Origin of the sequence: Microbulbifer thermotolerans, from assembly GCF_900112305.1 — a bacterium.
Classification (GTDB): Bacteria; Pseudomonadota; Gammaproteobacteria; order Pseudomonadales; family Cellvibrionaceae; genus Microbulbifer; species Microbulbifer thermotolerans.
In genome coordinates this window covers 184,150-200,962 of the sequence record NZ_FOKT01000004.1, presented here as the reverse complement: position 1 = coordinate 200,962, position 16,813 = coordinate 184,150, and the positions used below count along the sequence as shown (strand labels likewise).

Genomic DNA, 16,813 nt, shown 5'->3' with positions numbered 1-16,813 from the left:
CGCATCCTGCTACAAGTCAGCAGTCGATAATTGGTGATCAATCAAAGAAAAAGGAAAAATCCGCGTAGATAGCGGGATCGTCCGCGTCGTCTCCCGTTCCCTCAACAGAGGACTTGGACATTGTGGGCCAGGCCACGGATATCTGGCTGGCGAAGGACTCCTCCCAGCTCAGTTTGAACAACAGTCCGGCCCCAGATAAGCCGGCCCAGTCGTCATGGATATCTTGTTCGTAGTTGTTGACAACACCGTAGCCGCCATCGGCGATCAGTGCCACCTGTAAGATATCATTCAGGCGGTAGTCGAAAATGCGCGGATTAAGTGCGTCGGGAAAGTCGAAGTACCACTCGGCGGACAGCAGGCCTGCGCGGTCGGCGGAAAAATCACGCACATCGAAGGCGCGGACACCGCTGGCACCACCCAGGGAAAATTGTTCGAAGGCGGGCAGGCTGCTGTCGCTGTACTGCCAACGGCTTTTCAGAATCAGCCGTGACTGAGTGTCGGTAAACGGTAGCGGTACAAAGAACAGCGAGCTGGTTTCCAGGGCGAATTTAGTGAAGTCATTGCCCCGCTCGGGATCGACTTCTTTCTGGTGTTCGCCATACTGAATTTTTGCATTCAATATATTCAGCATGGGCACAGTGCCGTTGGAGAGGCTGTCGACATAGAAGCCCACTTCACCGCCATATACATGGTCACCTGGCTCCGGGAGTTCGATGATGGCGTTGAGATCTGATTTTTTGTTCGTGAGGCTGAAGGAACCCGTGAGGTTGAAGTCGCGGGAGCGGCGAAACTTGTGATCGACACTCAGCGCATAGCTCTCGTTGACACCCTCAATGTTCAACAGGTTGACCACATTGTTCGGATCTTTCAGATCCTGCAGGGAAAACTCGTTGTAGTCGGCGGAAAATTGCAGGCGGGTGCGCGGGCCGAACAACGGCAGACTGTAGCGGAACTGGGCCAGGTCGGAGCCAAAGTCCGAGTCCAGGTTGTCCGCATTAGTGGACTTGAGGTATCCAATAGTCAGGGCGTCGCCGATACCCAGCGGGTTGAGCCAGTCGACGGAGGTGAAGGAGCGCTGGTCGCCAGTGAACGCGGAGCCGTGGTTGTCCAACCGCGTTACCGCCCGCCAGGGGTTTTCGTCCCGCACTTTAAGGTTCAGCTTGGTTTCACCAGGGTTGTCTCCGGGGCTGAAATAACCGGTGACATTTAAACTGGGCAGGTCGTTGAGCAGATAGAGCCCCTCTTCGATGCTCTTGTGATCCACCAGCTTGCCGCGCTGGTCCTCGAATGGTATCGCGAGCTGTTCCAGTGAATACTTCCTGTTACCCTCGGCAGCCACCTGTCCCAACAGGCCTTCCTGTACCGTCAGGGTAACTACACCGTTTTCCACTTCCTGCGCGGGAATCTGTACCTGGGCCAGGAAAAGCCCCTGTCGACGATAGAACCGAGTGAGCTCAGCAGCGATCTCCTCCAGGTCTCCATAGCTGAGACCGCGCTCGGCATTCTGCTTTTCGATGATGCTGACCAGTTTGCGCAACTGGGCAGCGCCCAGCTCTTCCGGCGCATACTGTGCATTCATACTATCGAGCAACAGCGCCAGCTCTTCCAGATTCTCCTTGGTGTAACCACCGGCGAGGATCTGGTCTTCTTTCATGAATTTGACCCGGAGCTCTTCGGCGAGCTGTTCCACTACTTCGCGAGTGATACCGAACTCGGGATACTCTTCCAGGCGGTGGAAACGGAATTTCTTAACAGTGATACGCGGCCCGTGATTGCGCCGGGCAATTTCCGGGATATCCGTATTGAGGTTTGGATCTTCCCGCTCCTGCGTGCGTTGCAGGAAATCCCTGGTGACATCCGGCTCGGCGATTGTGGGGGCATTTTGATCGAAGGCAGCACGAACGCGACTGCGAAAGCCGGACTCCCCCTCCTGAGCACAAACAAAGGCTGGCAACAACAAGCTGACTCCAGCAAACGCCAGCTGATTCTTTAAACGCACGAGCATATCACCCCCTAACAATCCCTGTATCCCGTACAGACTGAACCCTCTCGCGGCGAGAAGGGTGTTATTTATGTTTCAAAAAGATTTTTCAGGGCCTGTCTAGGTCCCTTACGATGCGGAATCCGGTCAGTTCGTCGGCCTCACCGGTGTGCTGGCGCTTGGTGGTAGCCAGGCAGCGGCTCATCGGGTCCCGTCGGCTGCCACCGACGGCCATCAGTTCGCCCTCGCTGGTATAGGCCCACTCCTGCACATTACCCACCGCGTTGATGAGGCCGAAGCCATTGGGGCTTCCGGCCCGAGTCGCAACCAGTTCCGCCCCCTTCTCAACGCCCCGATATTTCAGGTGACAGTTGCGGTCAGCGACTTCACCCATGCCGTTGGCATTGGCGGCGGCAAACCATTCTCGCTCCGTGGGCAGGCGGTATTCATTGCCGGTTTGCGCACTCAGCCAGTCAATATAAGCCTGGGCCTGCGCAATACTGATGTTGTTAACCGGCAGATTCGCGGCTCCCAGCGCATCCGGTTCACATTGCGCGGAAGCCGCGCAATACTTGCCGAATTCTCGGTTACTAATTTCATATTTGCCGATGGCCAGGGGCTTGCCAGCACTACCCGTAACGACAACCATCCGCGGAGCATCCGTGCCGTCGGCCAGCCGGTCCGCACAGGTGTAGCGATTGCCGCGTCCGCCACTTCCGGGGCGCAGGTGTGCACAAAAATCGAGCTTGAACTCCTGTAAATTTGACTGGTTGGGAAGCAGTATCCGGGCCTCATTCAACAGAGGTTCGGTACGCAGCGGATCCCGCACCGCGAGGCTAGAGAAGCAATTGCTAAATTCCTCCGCCAATACAGGACGTATTTTTTGCGCTTTAACGGCGTCCAGCTGGGCGAGCCGGTTGAGCTGCGCAGATACGGCAGAGACTTGCATGTTAAAACCGCACCGCAGAGCCAGTTCCATCTCATCCAGTACAGCATCGATTTTTTGCTGTTTCTCCCGTGCAACGGCAAGGCGCTGGCGGCGCAATTCCTCTTGGCGCAAACGCTCTGCCTCGCGCTCGGCTGCCAAGCGTTCAGCCTCGAGGCGAGCACGCAGCTCTTCTCGCTCCCGATCCAGCCGTGACCGAATTTCCGCAGCCTCGGTGGACTCTTCGTACCAGCTCGCGGCGCTGGACAGCATGGCATCAGCCTGGTCCAGGTTACCGAGGTTTAGCTGGCCTGTGGCAGCCGCCACAAAGATCTCGTAAACCCGCTCTCGAGATGAATCCAGGTACTCCTCATCCGACGGATTGAGCTCCGCGTATTCCTGCAGTTCAACTCGCAGGTCATCCTCCCAGTCGGGGGTTAGAATGCTCAAGCTGATAAGACGATCGATCGCTTCGCGCTTATCGGCGATACGGCGCTGCAACAGTTCCTGCTCCAGCTTTTTCTCCAGCTCGATCTTGACCCGCTGCTGCTCTGCCGCATTCTCCCGCTCCAAATGGTTATAGCCGACAGCGCCCCCAACAAGCAGACTGGCAAAAGCGGCGCCCAAAAGCCATTTCCAGGTGTTGTTGACAAAAAAACCGTGAACGAATTTTTCAACGGTGGGGGTTCGCTCTTCCCGCTTTAATTCCAAAGCGGATTCGAGAGCACGCCACTGTTTGCGGCTCAAGCTCTTAATACGCTTGGGTTTTAATTTCTTTTCCCAAGCTTTATCCGCAGGTAGTTTTCCGAAGGGATGACGGCCGGCAAATAACTCATAAGCAACGCAGCCGAGGGCATAGACATCATCGCTGGGCGCCGGCTCGGCGCCTTTTAGCATTTCCAGACTGGCATAGGCAGGCGTCAAAGCCCCCAGGGTGCCGGCGTCGAATAAGGTACGCTCACCGACATTGCTCGCCATACTGCCTTCAGTAACAGCGCGAGCAATGCCGAAGTCAAAAACTTTGGCACCCTTTTTATTGGTTACAAAGATATTTCCCGGCTTGAAGTCCGAGTGCACAATACCGTGGGAATGCGCATAAATGAGCGCCTGGGAAATGTCATACAGTACAGAGCAGGCCTTCTCATACTCCAGTCCGACATCCGCGTGTTCCCGCAGCAGTTTGTCGAGCGGCGCCCCTTCGAGAAATTCCATCGTCATGAAGACGCGGTCGCCGTCCCGGTCAAAATCGTAGACTGTTACGATATTCGGGTGTGCCAGGGTCTGGGATTTGCGCGCCTCACGCTGCAGGGAGATAAAGGCATCCGGGTGCTGACGGAAATCGTCATTCAACAGCTTGATCGCCACGTATGGCTCGCTGTCATTGGCCTCCAGTTTGCGGCGGTCAAGCGCTTTGTATACCGCTCCCATGCCGCCCGCGCCAAGCAGTTTATCGAGCTCGAAGCGACCTTTAATCACCGTTTTGGTGACGGCGCCGGAAGAGGGGGACTCGAAAAATACAGCCTCACGCGGCGGGGGGGAAGCGAGGATACGCGTGGCATCGCCCTCCTCCGGTGCAGCCGTTCCGCCTTGGAATACTGTAGCATCGGCTGTGAAACCGGCAGCGGCGGTGGGAATGAGGCCGGGATTGCCACCCACCGGCGGATGGTCATTCGCGCCGGTATTGTCGTTGGCAACAAAAACCGTTGTATCGCCATCATCCAGCGGCCCCTCGGTCGGTTTGATTTCCGAGTGGCTGCCTTTCCTGACGATGCGTGTCTTGTCGTTCAAATCCGCCTCCGTGGAAGATTTATTTTGGCACCTCCCAGTGCCGCCCCGAACACCGGGGTATCTGAGCCCAATTTACGCGGCAAAAGCTTATGGTTCACCCACACCCATGGCGCAATATGCACTTCGCCTCAGAGCGAAACAGCTCGCCGATGAGATGGACCATCAGCAGACTTTTCATATCGGATGTCACCCACAAAGTCTGACCCACCCCAAACTGACAAGCCGCTTTCACGGGGAAAGCTCACCCTCTGATCAAGATCTATTCGCATGAATACTGTGGCGGGTTTGAAATATCCAAGCCATCTCCCGGGCTTCTCATACAGGCTTTTTACTGCCAGCCAGTAAAAGCGGCTCCGTACACTTCATGCGACACAACAGAAAGTCTGCGCAACGTAGCAGGCGCGGAGTATACCCAAGCCGCCTTAATGCAACAATGACGACTAGCGCAATTCCTGCCAATAAATTTATCGACAAAAAACAGCCGTGCACAGCGCACACAAAAAACGTGATTTAGTCCCAATTGCGAGCAAAATTACACGAAATTACAAGGGGCAGAACACACAAACGGCATTATGCAATTTTATTTCAACAAAAAAATCGCATCCGAGTTGCCTAACCATATATTTGAATAGTTTTGATTTTTTTATCTCGCTACAAGAAACCAAGTAAGCAACTTTGCCGCTTAAAAAAATCGTGCCAGAGTGGATTTTCTGCCCAGACCATCTGTCGATCAAATTTTGTTCTACACCACCTTAAAAATTCGTGCCAGAGTCAATTTAAATTTTCTAAAACACTGTTTTTTTTTGCAAAAAGCTTTGCTTAAATCTCCCCAGCTGCCTTTGCGGCCAACCCTGAACTGCTGCGATTCCGCGGTGGTAAAGGATGCACCACCCTTATCTCAGACCACACCAAGAGGGATTACTCATGGCTATTTACATGAACTTCAACAACAAATCGACGAAAGGCAATGTGACCGCTAAGGGTTACGAAGACTGGATCGAGGTAGACAGCTTCAACTTTGGCGTCGGCCGCGGCATCAGCATGGAAGCCGGGGCTATGGCCAACCGCGAAGCCTCCCGTCCGAGCATCAGCGAAATCACCGTAACCAAGCGTATTGATGCGGCCTCCGGCGGCCTGTTCAAAGCTTCCGTTACCGGTGACGAAGGTGTTCCGGTGGAATTCCACGTGGTACAGACCGGCGCCAACGCTGTAGAGAAATACGCTGTTTACAAGCTGGAAGATGCCATCATCTCCTCTTACAGCATCAGCGCCTCTGCAGGTGGTGCTCCGCAGGAGTCCATCTCCCTGAGCTTCTCCAAAATCGAGGCAGACCTGGCTCACGCAGACAAAACCAACAAGAACCCGAAAAACATGCGTGTGGGCTACGACCTGGCCACCGCTACCCCGCTGTAAGCAGCCTTTCGGTTCTCGCTACAGGGGCCGAGGCCTGCAGCCGAGGGTTGCGGGGCTGCGGCCCCTCGCTGTTTCTTCACCCCGGAGAAAATGCAGAGGCATAGTTGCCAAGCGAGGCTGGAACCGTGACGGTCAGACTTTATGGGGGCTCACCGGCTGCTCCAGGATAAATGAACTCCGTACAACGGATTCTTCTGTCTTATCTTGACAGCAGCGCCGCCTCATTAAACGCTGCGCCTTGATGAGGTAATCGTGGGCAATGGAATCACGAGAGTGGTTTTTAATAATGATCACCATATTCCACCCCTTCTGACCGGTATAAATACTACCGGCACGACAAAAAGCTTTGTTACTCCGGGAGTATTGGCAGACTAGATCTCAAGATCCGAGCACAAACTACAAACGTAACAACGTTTCAGGACCAGGGGCAGAGTATGTCCACTCTCAACCAAGACAATCGGATGATCAACGTCGACTGCCCACTCGGCAAGGACACGCTGATTGCCACAGTGATTGACGGCGAGGAGCACATCTCTGCGCCGTTTAGCTACACACTCAAGCTAATTTCAGACAACCACGCCATTAATCAGAGCGATGTCGTCGGTAAGCTAATGACAGCCACTGTCAATTACTCCAAGACACCGCGATATATCAATGGTTATGTGACGCACTTCTCCAGGCATGATGTCAACGCTGAGGGGATGCGCAGCTATACCGCTGTCTTGCGCCCCGGCCTCTGGTTCACCACGCTCGGTGGAAAAAACCGCGTATTCGAGAAAAAATCTGCCAAGCAAATTCTGGAAGAAGTGCTGGGTGAATACAGTAAAGTCATCAAGCTTTCCACCAAACTCAATGCGGAATATATAACTCGCGAGTACTGCGTACAGTTTGATGAGAGTGACTTTGACTTTGTCAGCCGACTGATGGCTGAAGAAGGGATTGTCTACTACTTCAAACACAGCAACGGGCAACACGAACTCGTACTCTGTGACGATCCGCAGGATTTCTATGACTGCGAATCAAACAAGATAGAGTACGACGGCGGCGGAAGCCATCCCACCATGCACACCATTAGTAGCTGGGAACGGGTCTTTAATTACCACGGCGGCGGTTTCGAGCTAAAAGATTACAACGAATTTACAGCGACAAAAGACAATCGCCAGCAGGTCAACACCACCAGCAAACTCAACGACGTTTCGAACTATTTGCGCAGCCTGTACGGCCTGAACCACTTTGAAGCGGATGGTGAGCACAAGCGAAAGTTTAAAGACAGCTATCACAAAGCTCTGGCAGAGAGGGCCATGGAAGCCCACGAAGCACAGTTCGATGTCGCCTATGGCACCAGTGACTGCCCTGCCCTGAGCGCCGGAGGCCGGTTCAACTTCGATCACACACTGAGCACAGAAAAAGGTAAGTACTTACTTACATCTGTAAAAATACATGCCACGGACAGTAACAGCGAACAGACTTTCTTCAAAAACTCATTCAGCTGTGTACCCGCAACAGTCATGCCGCGGCCTGATCCGATCGTCCGGACATACAAAATCCACTCACCACAGGTAGCACAGGTTTTAGAGGTCAAAGCCACGGCCTCTGATAGCTCCCAAGACCCCTACACTCAGCTCAAAGTCAAATTCCCGTGGAATTCGGCCCAAAACAGCTGCTGGGTGAGGGTTGTCCAGTCATTTGCCGGCAAAAATTGGGGGGCCAATTTTGTTCCCCGCGTCGGCCAGGAAGTGGTGGTAACCTATATCAACGGCGACCCGGACCGACCATTAATCACCGGTGCCGTCTACAACGGTGACAACCCCGGCCCCAATTACACCGCCACTCAAAGCGGTTGGAAAACCGAGTATGAAGGCAGTAAGTTCAACGAATTACGCTTCGACGACAAAGGTGGCAAGGAAGAAATCTATATGGAAGCCGGCCGGGATCACAATTTTGTGATCCACAACGACCAAACCGGCAAAATCGAAAACAAACAAACCCTGGAGATCAAGCAGGACCGCAGCATCACTGTTACCGATGGCAACGAAACGGTCACCATCGCCAAGGGAAATCAAACCGTCAACATCGATAAGGGTGATCAGAAAATCACTTTAGGGGCCGGTAATCACACCCTTAAGGTCAGTCGGGGTCAACAGACAACAGATGTAATGGGTGCGATACAGATCACCTCCAAGACATCTATAGAACTAAAAGTGGGCGGTAGCAGTATCAAACTGACCCCCGCCGGTATCACCATCAAGGGCACCACCCTGTCGCTCAAAGGGGACGCCACCGCCGAAGTGAAAGGCGGTGGCATACTGAAGCTGAAAGGCGGCGTGACCATGATCAATTGATGGAGTAAATCGACTGATGACAGACCTGGTGAAAGTTCAGGCATTAACTGCCGCCGAACTCCTTAAAAACTTCGATGTTAGCGAGGAAGCCGAAGAACACCTGGTACCGGATACAGCCCCTGAAGTGAGCATTTTGCGCCTGATGGACGCGGGCCTCTACCCGGACGCGATCAAACTCTTGGCACATGGACTGCCGAAACGCGAAGCCGTCTGGTGGGCCTGTCTGGCAGCCCGTGATGTCCAAAATCCGCAAACAGACGAAGACAATGTAAAGGCATTACTGGCCGCCGAAAGCTGGGCGATGAAGCCCAGTGAAGAAGCCCGTCTGAGATGCAAAACCTTAGGAGAAAAGACCAAACACAAAACACCGGCCAGCTGGGCCGCCACCGCAGCCAGCTGGTGTCACGGCAGTCTGGCAGACGAAGGCGAACCAGTAATAGAACCACCCGATCACCTATACGCACACGCTGTGGCCGGTAGCGTAACCCTGGCAGCGGTGCTTTCCGATCCGGTGGACCCCAGCAAGCGCTTTATCCGCTACATGAATCAAGGGCTGGATCTGGCCCGTGGCGGCAACGGCAGAATCGAGGAATAAAAGATGGGAAAACCCGCTTCCCGTATCACGGACATGCATGTTTGCCCCATGGTGACAGGCACGGTTCCCCACGTCGGCGGCCCCGTAGTAAGCCCCGGAGGCCCCACCGTCATTATCGGAGGACTGCCCTCGGCAACCGCCGGCAGTACCTGTACCTGTGTCGGCCCACCGGACACCATCGCCATGGGCAGCACCACGGTAATAATCCAGGGAAAACCAGCGGCACGGATGGGGGATTCCACGGTGCATGGTGGAAAGATAGTGGTCGGTTGTCCTACTGTTCTCATTGGAGGCTAATTCTGATGAATATGAAGCCTACCAAGCACCTCTTAAAAAATAAGCTTTTTTTTGCTCTTCTATTATTTTTCCCAATACTGGGGTACGCCATGACTTTTCTGAATCCCTTAAAAGCCTGCACTTTCTCTGAAATGAATATACAAATCACACTCGATGGGGAGCCAGCGAAAGGCGCAGAAGTAATACGTCTAGTAAAGTGGAAAAAAGAAAAAATTGATAATTTTACTGCCGACGAAGAAGGCCGAGTTGAACTCCCCGCCATGTTCGAGTCTTCCACAACCAACCTACTCCCAATGGAGTTTGTGGCCACACAGTTAATCACAGTCAAATATAAGGGAAAAGAATATGAAATCTGGAATTATGCAAAAAGGAAACCAGAAAAAAATTTCGAGCTAGAAGGTAAACCTTTTTCACTCAAATGTGAGCTATCAAAAGAAGATGAACTTCATGAAGTTTTTAGCTCCCTTTTGGTAACCCAGTGCACATGGGAGTAACAAAATGACTGAACTAACGCCAGAATATTCGTCAAAATTAGCCAACTACATATATCTAATCAAAGAGCCATCAACCCGAAGAGCTTTTATTAGAAAATATCAGGATGATTTCAAAGTCGAAAACTCCGACAGTACTATTTCAGGCAAAACCGGCGCCTTTATCTTCCTAAAAAGTGAACACACAATGGGAATTGCTGCTGTCGGCATAAACCAATATAAAGGTAATGCTGTAGTAGCTCTAAAAGGAACCGCCAGCGGCTATGATGCCTTGACAGATCTTAATGCCGGAATCAAACGATTCCACACCGGCGGCAGTGTTCATCAGGGTTTCTATTATACCTTCGCTAGTTTTTTACCCCAACTACAAGAATTTATAAATAAGCTTCCAACAGACGTCCATACCATTCATTGCGTAGGACACAGCCTAGGCGGCGCTTTAGCTACTCTTACCGCAGACTGGCTCGCAAGCAATAGTGGAAAAGTAATAAAACTATACACTTTTGGCAGTCCTCGTGTAGGTATGGAGCAATTCGCCAGCGGATGCAAACGCCGCATCAAGGAAGATAATATTTATCGTGTATATCATCGCACTGATCCAGTACCTATGCTGCCTACATGGCCTTTCATCCATGTTCCTGATGGAGGCATCGGAGACTATCAGCTTTCTCCGCCAAATTCTCTGAACCCTTTTCATCATCATTCAATTGATACTTACGTAAGCTCCGTTATGCCAAATGATACAGGTATAGGTTGGAGCGATGTTAAAAATTTACGCCCCAAAGATCGACTTGACCAGAGTATTGAATCTTGGCTGAAATCTGATTCTATTCTATCTCTAACATTGAATACGGCATGGATTGCAGGCGAAGCAATTTTGTGGGTTCTTAAGAAAATTGGCAATCTTGCAGGCATTGCACTAGTTATATCTGGAGGAACAACATTCACCCTACTGGATAGGCTCGCCATCTTTATGCATAAAGCCTACCAAATCAGCAAAGACATATCTTTCTGGATCCTTCGCCTTATAAAACGTTTGGCGCAGCTTGTAGGAATAGAAGTTGCCAAAGATGCTAATATTACAGTTGCATTTATAAGGATGATATTTATCAGAGTTCACAGAGTAGTGTCTGATCTGGTAATGCGAGCCGGACGTTTGGTTGAATAAAAAATGGAGCAGCCCTCTTCTAAGGGCTGCTCCATTATTCATGGCAACGAGAATAATCCTACAAAAGCCTCTGCCGACTTATTGGCAACAGGCAAAAAATCTTTGAATTTAATCATAAACCAACTTAGCTACTGACTTCCTGGCATGGCGCCATGATGTACTTTTTCGCCGCAACCTGCCTTGCCAGAAAAACCTCTTTCATACTTGGTTTCAAGTAACATTGTCATCTACTATTCTTACGACATTTTACACTCATCCAAGAAAAAAACAGCGCCATGAATGACATTTACAGAGCCTGTAAATTTCTTAATATTTTTTTCTTCCTGATCATTTTTTCCTTAAGTACGGAAATTTACGCCATGTCGATACTAAATATTGGAAAAGTTTGTACATTTTCTGGAATTTCTGGAATTATTCAGAAAGATGGACAGCCACTTTCAAATATCACTGTAACGAGAACAACCTCATACCAGAAGAAAAAGACTGATAAAACTAAAACTAACGAAGAAGGCTATTTTGAAATGCCTGCGCTATTCGAGCGTAGTGTAATGAGTCTACTTCCACAAGAATTTGTGGTCGGGCAGCTTATCGTAGTTACGGTAAATGGTGAAGATTATGTTATATGGGATGGAGTTAAGCGGAAAAAAGAAGAAAATTCTGAAGCAAGAGGCAAGCCATTAATTGTTACCTGTGACATTACTGATGAACTTAACGCTATAATGGTTGATGGGCAGAATTTTGTAACAAAATGCAATTGGGATGTAGTTCCAGACAAAGTAGACACCGGATTTTAGTTATTATGGATAATCTAGGCATATATTATAAATTTATTAAAATCTTGCTCTCTTTTATTATCTTTCCTTTAAGCATGAATAGTAATGCCATATCAATATTTGATACAGGGAAGGTATATACTTTTTCTGGCATTTCCGGAATTATTCAGAAAGATGGAATCCCAATTAAAAACGCCACTGTAGTAAGAAAAGTCTACTACCAGAAAAATAAGATAGATAAAACCAAAACCAACGAAGTTGGTTATTTTGAAATGCCTGCCCTATTCGAGCGCAGCTTGCTGAGTCTACTTCCGCAAGAATTTGTGGTCAATCAGTTTATTGCTATCACCACAAATGGTGAGGAACATATTATATGGGATGGCGTAAAACGTATAAAAAATGAGAATTCTGAGTCACGGGGTAAGCCGTTATTCGTAATATGTGACATCGAAAAGGAATATCAGGTAATAGAAGTTGATGGACAGCGATTTATAACAAAATGCAAGTGGGACGTAATTCCTGACAGTGCAAACAAGGAGGTTTAAAAATGTACAATATTTGCGTCTTTATACATGGACCAATTGAGAATATTGCTTTTTCATCACGGTTTCGGATAACGAGTGCAATTGGTAAGAAATCGGGCAACTGGTAGCTACCCGCGTTCTCCCCAACCAACAGAAAAACATTACCTGTAAAAGAGAAGCTTTAGCTCATTTCCATGCTCACCGATTAAGAGATAACGCATTATGGAAACAAGTCTAAGGCTATAGTATTTCAGTGCCCCTGATTGTTTGATATCAATTTTCTCTACCACGGGGAATATTATGGCGCCCGTAAACCCATTAAAGGCCTACACATTTTCAGAAATGAATATCCGGCTAACTCTGGATGGAGAACCTGTCGCAGGAGCTAAGGTTATTAGATCAATCAATTGAAAAAAGAAATTATAGATATATTTACTGCTGACTAGACGGGGAAAGTCTATCTTCCTGCCATGTACGATATCTCATTTGCAAAGATATTTCCGATAGAATTTGTTTCTTCCCGGCTTATTAAAGTTATACTTAATGACAATGAATACAAAATTTGGGTATATGCAAAGCGAAACCCAAGAGAGAATTTTGGAATGAATGGAGAGTCCTTTAATCTATCTTGCGAGCTTTCTGATAAACTGAGAACTGAACGAATGTTTGACTCTATATTAAAAACCTCGTGCAGGTAGCGCTGAATGCAGGATTGATAATCGTGTTTATAATCCCAACATCGTGCATTTATTTCTGGCTTGACCTTATAAATACCATATGTGTCAGGAATGATTTTAAATTTTTGAACTTTCGTATGAACTCACACCAAACACTATAAGATTAAAAATCATATTGCATCTTTTGCGACGTACTATATTGAGTTAAACTTGTAAAAATTCATAACACGTCTGGCACAATTTATCGGACTTAGAGTGGCCGACAACACCGGCATAGCTGCTGCATTTATCAGGATGCTTTTTGAGATTCCACCGGGTAGTATCGAATCTGGTAATGCGGGCACCGTATGATTGACCGACATATGCTCCCTAGCTGAAAGGCTGTTCCCAGATATTTAATACAGTATAAACATGCCTGAAATTCTACCCACAACTGCAATTCTAAGTGTATTTGCCTCAGTTCTGGCAATCATTGATTGCTATATCGCCAAGAAAAAGAGGAAAATTACTGAAAATTCGGATCTCCGTAGTGATCGTTTGAGCGATCTTGTCGTATTGACACCTTTCCTGGCGCTGCTCTATACGGAAAACTTCTGGCTAAACCTGGTTTGCACTCTGCCGATCATTCTAACTTCTTTCCTGGCGCAAACCTTTTTCTACCGAAAAGGCTGGCTAGGCAGTCCACCCGAATTTCTCACACTGTCACCAGGCAGCTACCTGTTGGCCGTTGTGGGGTATTTCATATTTTTTCACCAGGGTTTTCTGGGTGATTCCAATATGGACTCGGCCCTTACAACTGCGGGAGAGTCAAAGTCCCCCTACTCCTGGTTAAACCTCTGGCCATATGCGGCCTACCTCGTATTTTTTCTGTTTGCCACTACCCGCAAGAGCACTAACGGTATCTACCTGTCGATTCTTATTATGGTGCTCGCCGTGAACATTCTTCCGTTCTTTACCGGCTACTATTGGTGGTCCATGTTGGCGGGATTCTGCATTCTGGCAGTTACTGTGCGCCGGGCAATGGATGTATTAGAACCCGGCAGCGGAGGGGCAGTGTCGTTTGTGGGCGGTTACTTCTATTTGATAACTGCGTTCGGCAGTATATTGGCTTACGCGATCCTGTATTAACAGCTGCAGGCAAACGGGAGGCCCGGCAATATTACCGGGCCTCCATCTATCAGTTGATCTGGTAGCTGAAATCGCCTTCCTCCGTGGCTCCCACATGAATAGTGGTGATCTCCTCGCCCTTCGCCATTTTGTCCAGGCATTCACTAGCCAATGATGGCAACAAGGTCCGGTTTAGGATTACCTCAATATTACGTGCACCAGTGTCCGACTCCTGGCAGCGTGCGACAATATTGACCAATACATCTTCGTCGTAGCTGAATTCGGCACCATAGTGCTCCTTCACACGCTTTTCAATACGACGCATATTGATCTTGCAGATCTCTATGAGGTTTTCATCATCCAGTGGGTAGTAGGCAATTACATTCGCACGACCAAGGAAGGCCGGTTTGAATTTTTGTAGCAGGTAGGGGCGGATATTATCCAGCAGGACATCCGGTTCCGGTTTTTCCTCCACCTGGCTGAAAATCGCCCGAATGGCATCTTCTCCGGCATTGGACGTCATAATGATAACGGTGTTTTTGAAGTCGATATCACGACCTTCACCGTCTTTGATGGTGCCCTTATCAAACAGATTGTAGAAAATGTCCTGAACACCTGGATGGGCCTTTTCCATCTCATCGAGCAGTATTACCGAATAGGGCTTGCGGCGCGCCGCTTCGGTGAGCACACCGCCCTCGCCGTAGCCAACATAGCCGGGAGGGGAACCGAGCAGCATAGAGACTTTATGCTCCTCTTTGAACTCGGCCATATTGATGGTGGTGATGCTCTGCTCACCACCAAACAGTTCATCCGCCAATGCCAGGGCAGTCTCCGTCTTACCCACACCACTGGTGCCACAAAAGAGGAAAACCCCAACAGGCTTGCGTGGGTCAGTAAGTCCTGCTCTGGAAGTTCGGATTGCCTGAGCGACCGCCTCAATGGCGTGTGGCTGCCCTATCACTCGCTTGTTCAGCCGCTCCGCCAGCGTCTGTATGGTGGCTATTTCATCACTGACCATTTTCCCTACAGGGATGCCGGTCCAGTTCGCCACGACTTCAGCAATGGCCTGCTCATCTACAGCTGGCTGCATCAGTGGTGTTTCACCTTGTATCTCACGCAGCTGGGAATGCAGTGATTGCAATTGTTCTTTCAAATCAGCCAGTTTTGCTTCGTCTGCCGGCTCTTCTTCAGTTTGGTTCTGAAAACACAGATCAATTTCATCGCGCAACGCTTTAATTTGCTGAATCAGTTCCGCTTCCTGCGCAAGCTGGCTTTCCAGTGCTGTCAGGCGCTCTTCGGCCTCAGCGCGTTCCTGCGCCAAACTGTCCAGCTGTTCTTGATGGGCACCGGTAGCGGCATTCTCACGTTTCAATTTTTCTATCGTGTGCTCCGCACGTGCGATAGTACGTTTGGTGTCCTCAATAGCACCGGGCGTCGCCGATTGCCCCAGGGCTACCCGCGCACAGGCTGTGTCCAATAGGCTGACGGATTTGTCTGGAAGTTGGCGGCCAGGGATATATCGGTGAGAAAGTTTTACCGAGGCAACGATTGCTTCATCTAAAATGCGCACTTTGTGATGCGCTTCCAGTGTAGTCGCTATCCCACGCATCATGTCGATAGCTTTATCTTCTGAGGGCTCTTCAACTTTTACCACCTGGAAGCGGCGGGTCAGCGCGGGATCGCGTTCAAAATATTTTTTATACTCAGCCCAGGTAGTGGCCGCAATAGTACGCAATTCACCGCGCGCCAACGCCGGTTTGAGCAGGTTGGCAGCATCTCCCTGCCCTTCCTTCCCTCCTGCGCCGATCATGGTATGCGCCTCATCAATAAATAAAATAATCGGGGTAGCTGAGGCGCGAACTTCTTCTATTACTGATTTCAGACGGTTTTCAAACTCACCTTTAACACTTGCACCAGCTTGTAACAGGCCCAAATCCAGGGTCCGTACAGCAACCCCTTTCAGGGGGTCGGGCACATCTCCACTGGCGATACGCAGTGCGAAACCTTCCACAACCGCGGTTTTACCCACACCGGCTTCCCCTGTCAGTATTGGGTTGTTCTGACGACGGCGTGTGAGTATATCGATACACTGGCGTATTTCTTCATCCCTTCCCAGCACTGGGTCAATCTCGCCTTTTTCAGCCCGCTCGGTAAGGTTGATGGTGTATTTATCGAGTGCCGGGGCCTTGCTCGCCGCCGCGGCAACCGCGGCAGCGCCCTCTTCGCTGCTGGAGATACCACTTAAATGATGGGACTCTCCACTTTGTCCGAACATGGCACGGGCAGTCTCGCGAATCGACTCCGGGGCAATGTTTTTCAATTCCGGACAGGATTCCAGTAACTGTCGACGAGAAGTCTCGTCCAAAAGCAGCGCAGCCAGTAAGTGTCCTGAGCTGATAGCACGGTGGCCACAGTCAATGGATGCCAGCATCCATGCGTTCTTCGCAGCTTCAACGACCGTCGGTGATAACGCAGCCGGCCGACTACTGCCGGACTTGAAGCCAGCAATTGCCGTCGCGAGCTGCTTGGCCAGATGCGAGGGGTTACAGTCATGCTTCTCAAGCAGGTGGTAGAGATCTGTATCCGATTGATCCAGCAGCTTCAATAACCAGTGTTCCAGCTCAACATTATATTGGCTCTGCGCTAGACACAGGCCTGCCGCACCCTCAAGCGAGTCGCGCATATGAGGCGTCATAGTGTCTACCAGCCGCTTCAAATCAATATTAATCATG

12 protein-coding genes and 1 pseudogene are annotated in these 16,813 nt (G+C 50.0%); 10 read left to right on the top strand and 3 right to left on the bottom strand.

The window, feature by feature from the left end:
* Nucleotides 1-37: 37 nt before the first annotated feature.
* The gene (locus BM155_RS07885; RefSeq protein WP_254773152.1) at nt 38-1,999 is read right to left on the bottom strand and encodes a ShlB/FhaC/HecB family hemolysin secretion/activation protein; all 1,962 of its coding nucleotides are present in this window, start codon (nt 1,997-1,999) and stop codon (nt 38-40) included.
* Between the two features lie 91 nt (nt 2,000-2,090).
* A complete protein-coding gene (locus tag BM155_RS07880; RefSeq protein ID WP_074902250.1) occupies nt 2,091-4,694 on the bottom strand; it encodes a bifunctional serine/threonine-protein kinase/formylglycine-generating enzyme family protein in 2,604 nt (867 codons plus the stop codon).
* A gap of 924 nt (nt 4,695-5,618) precedes the next feature.
* Here BM155_RS07880 and BM155_RS07875 point away from each other — a divergent pair.
* From BM155_RS07875 to BM155_RS07835, 10 genes and pseudogenes are all read left to right on the top strand, one after another.
* Nucleotides 5,619-6,107 (top strand): Hcp family type VI secretion system effector, encoded by a 489-nt coding sequence (locus tag BM155_RS07875; RefSeq protein ID WP_067150465.1) that lies wholly within the window; start codon nt 5,619-5,621, stop codon nt 6,105-6,107.
* Nucleotides 6,108-6,541: 434 nt separating this feature from the next.
* Complete coding sequence (locus tag BM155_RS07870; protein WP_067150462.1) at nt 6,542-8,449, top strand: type VI secretion system Vgr family protein; 1,908 nt, start codon at nt 6,542-6,544, stop codon at nt 8,447-8,449.
* Nucleotides 8,450-8,465: 16 nt separating this feature from the next.
* Nucleotides 8,466-9,044: a DUF6931 family protein gene (locus BM155_RS07865; RefSeq protein ID WP_067150459.1), complete on the top strand. Its 579-nt coding sequence runs from the start codon at nt 8,466-8,468 to the stop codon at nt 9,042-9,044.
* A 3-nt stretch (nt 9,045-9,047) separates the two neighbouring features.
* Nucleotides 9,048-9,341: a PAAR domain-containing protein gene (locus BM155_RS07860; protein ID WP_074902247.1), complete on the top strand. Its 294-nt coding sequence runs from the start codon at nt 9,048-9,050 to the stop codon at nt 9,339-9,341.
* Between the two features lie 5 nt (nt 9,342-9,346).
* A complete protein-coding gene (locus BM155_RS07855; RefSeq protein WP_074902244.1) occupies nt 9,347-9,835 on the top strand; it encodes a DUF6795 domain-containing protein in 489 nt (162 codons plus the stop codon).
* Nucleotides 9,836-9,839: 4 nt separating this feature from the next.
* On the top strand, nt 9,840-11,000 hold the full coding sequence (locus BM155_RS07850; protein WP_074902241.1) for a lipase family protein: 1,161 nt from the start codon (nt 9,840-9,842) through the stop codon (nt 10,998-11,000).
* A gap of 359 nt (nt 11,001-11,359) precedes the next feature.
* Nucleotides 11,360-11,794: a DUF6795 domain-containing protein gene (locus BM155_RS07845; protein ID WP_139223179.1), complete on the top strand. Its 435-nt coding sequence runs from the start codon at nt 11,360-11,362 to the stop codon at nt 11,792-11,794.
* A gap of 5 nt (nt 11,795-11,799) precedes the next feature.
* On the top strand, nt 11,800-12,318 hold the full coding sequence (locus BM155_RS07840; RefSeq protein ID WP_074902236.1) for a DUF6795 domain-containing protein: 519 nt from the start codon (nt 11,800-11,802) through the stop codon (nt 12,316-12,318).
* Between the two features lie 440 nt (nt 12,319-12,758).
* Nucleotides 12,759-12,995 (top strand): annotated as a pseudogene (locus BM155_RS17795) (DUF6795 domain-containing protein); the annotation flags it as partial.
* Nucleotides 12,996-13,385: 390 nt separating this feature from the next.
* Nucleotides 13,386-14,102, top strand: coding sequence for a hypothetical protein (locus BM155_RS07835; protein WP_074902234.1), 717 nt, complete (start codon nt 13,386-13,388; stop codon nt 14,100-14,102).
* Nucleotides 14,103-14,151: 49 nt separating this feature from the next.
* Here BM155_RS07835 and tssH read toward each other — a convergent pair whose 3' ends face one another.
* Nucleotides 14,152-16,812, bottom strand: a complete 2,661-nt coding sequence (gene tssH / locus BM155_RS07830) for a type VI secretion system ATPase TssH (RefSeq protein ID WP_083421123.1) — start codon at nt 16,810-16,812, stop codon at nt 14,152-14,154.
* Nucleotide 16,813: the final 1 nt, after the last annotated feature.

Bases quoted from the DNA above. Each gene is read 5' to 3' on its own strand.
- BM155_RS07875 (WP_067150465.1), top strand. From the start codon at position 5,619: ATGGCTATTTACATGAACTTCAACAACAAATCGACGAAAGGCAATGTG.
- BM155_RS07870 (WP_067150462.1), top strand. From the start codon at position 6,542: ATGTCCACTCTCAACCAAGACAATCGGATGATCAACGTCGACTGCCCA.
- BM155_RS07865 (WP_067150459.1), top strand. From the start codon at position 8,466: ATGACAGACCTGGTGAAAGTTCAGGCATTAACTGCCGCCGAACTCCTT.
- BM155_RS07860 (WP_074902247.1), top strand. From the start codon at position 9,048: ATGGGAAAACCCGCTTCCCGTATCACGGACATGCATGTTTGCCCCATG.
- BM155_RS07855 (WP_074902244.1), top strand. From the start codon at position 9,347: ATGAATATGAAGCCTACCAAGCACCTCTTAAAAAATAAGCTTTTTTTT.
- BM155_RS07850 (WP_074902241.1), top strand. From the start codon at position 9,840: ATGACTGAACTAACGCCAGAATATTCGTCAAAATTAGCCAACTACATA.
- BM155_RS07845 (WP_139223179.1), top strand. From the start codon at position 11,360: ATGTCGATACTAAATATTGGAAAAGTTTGTACATTTTCTGGAATTTCT.
- BM155_RS07840 (WP_074902236.1), top strand. From the start codon at position 11,800: ATGGATAATCTAGGCATATATTATAAATTTATTAAAATCTTGCTCTCT.
- BM155_RS07835 (WP_074902234.1), top strand. From the start codon at position 13,386: ATGCCTGAAATTCTACCCACAACTGCAATTCTAAGTGTATTTGCCTCA.
- tssH (WP_083421123.1), bottom strand. From the start codon at position 16,812: ATGATTAATATTGATTTGAAGCGGCTGGTAGACACTATGACGCCTCAT.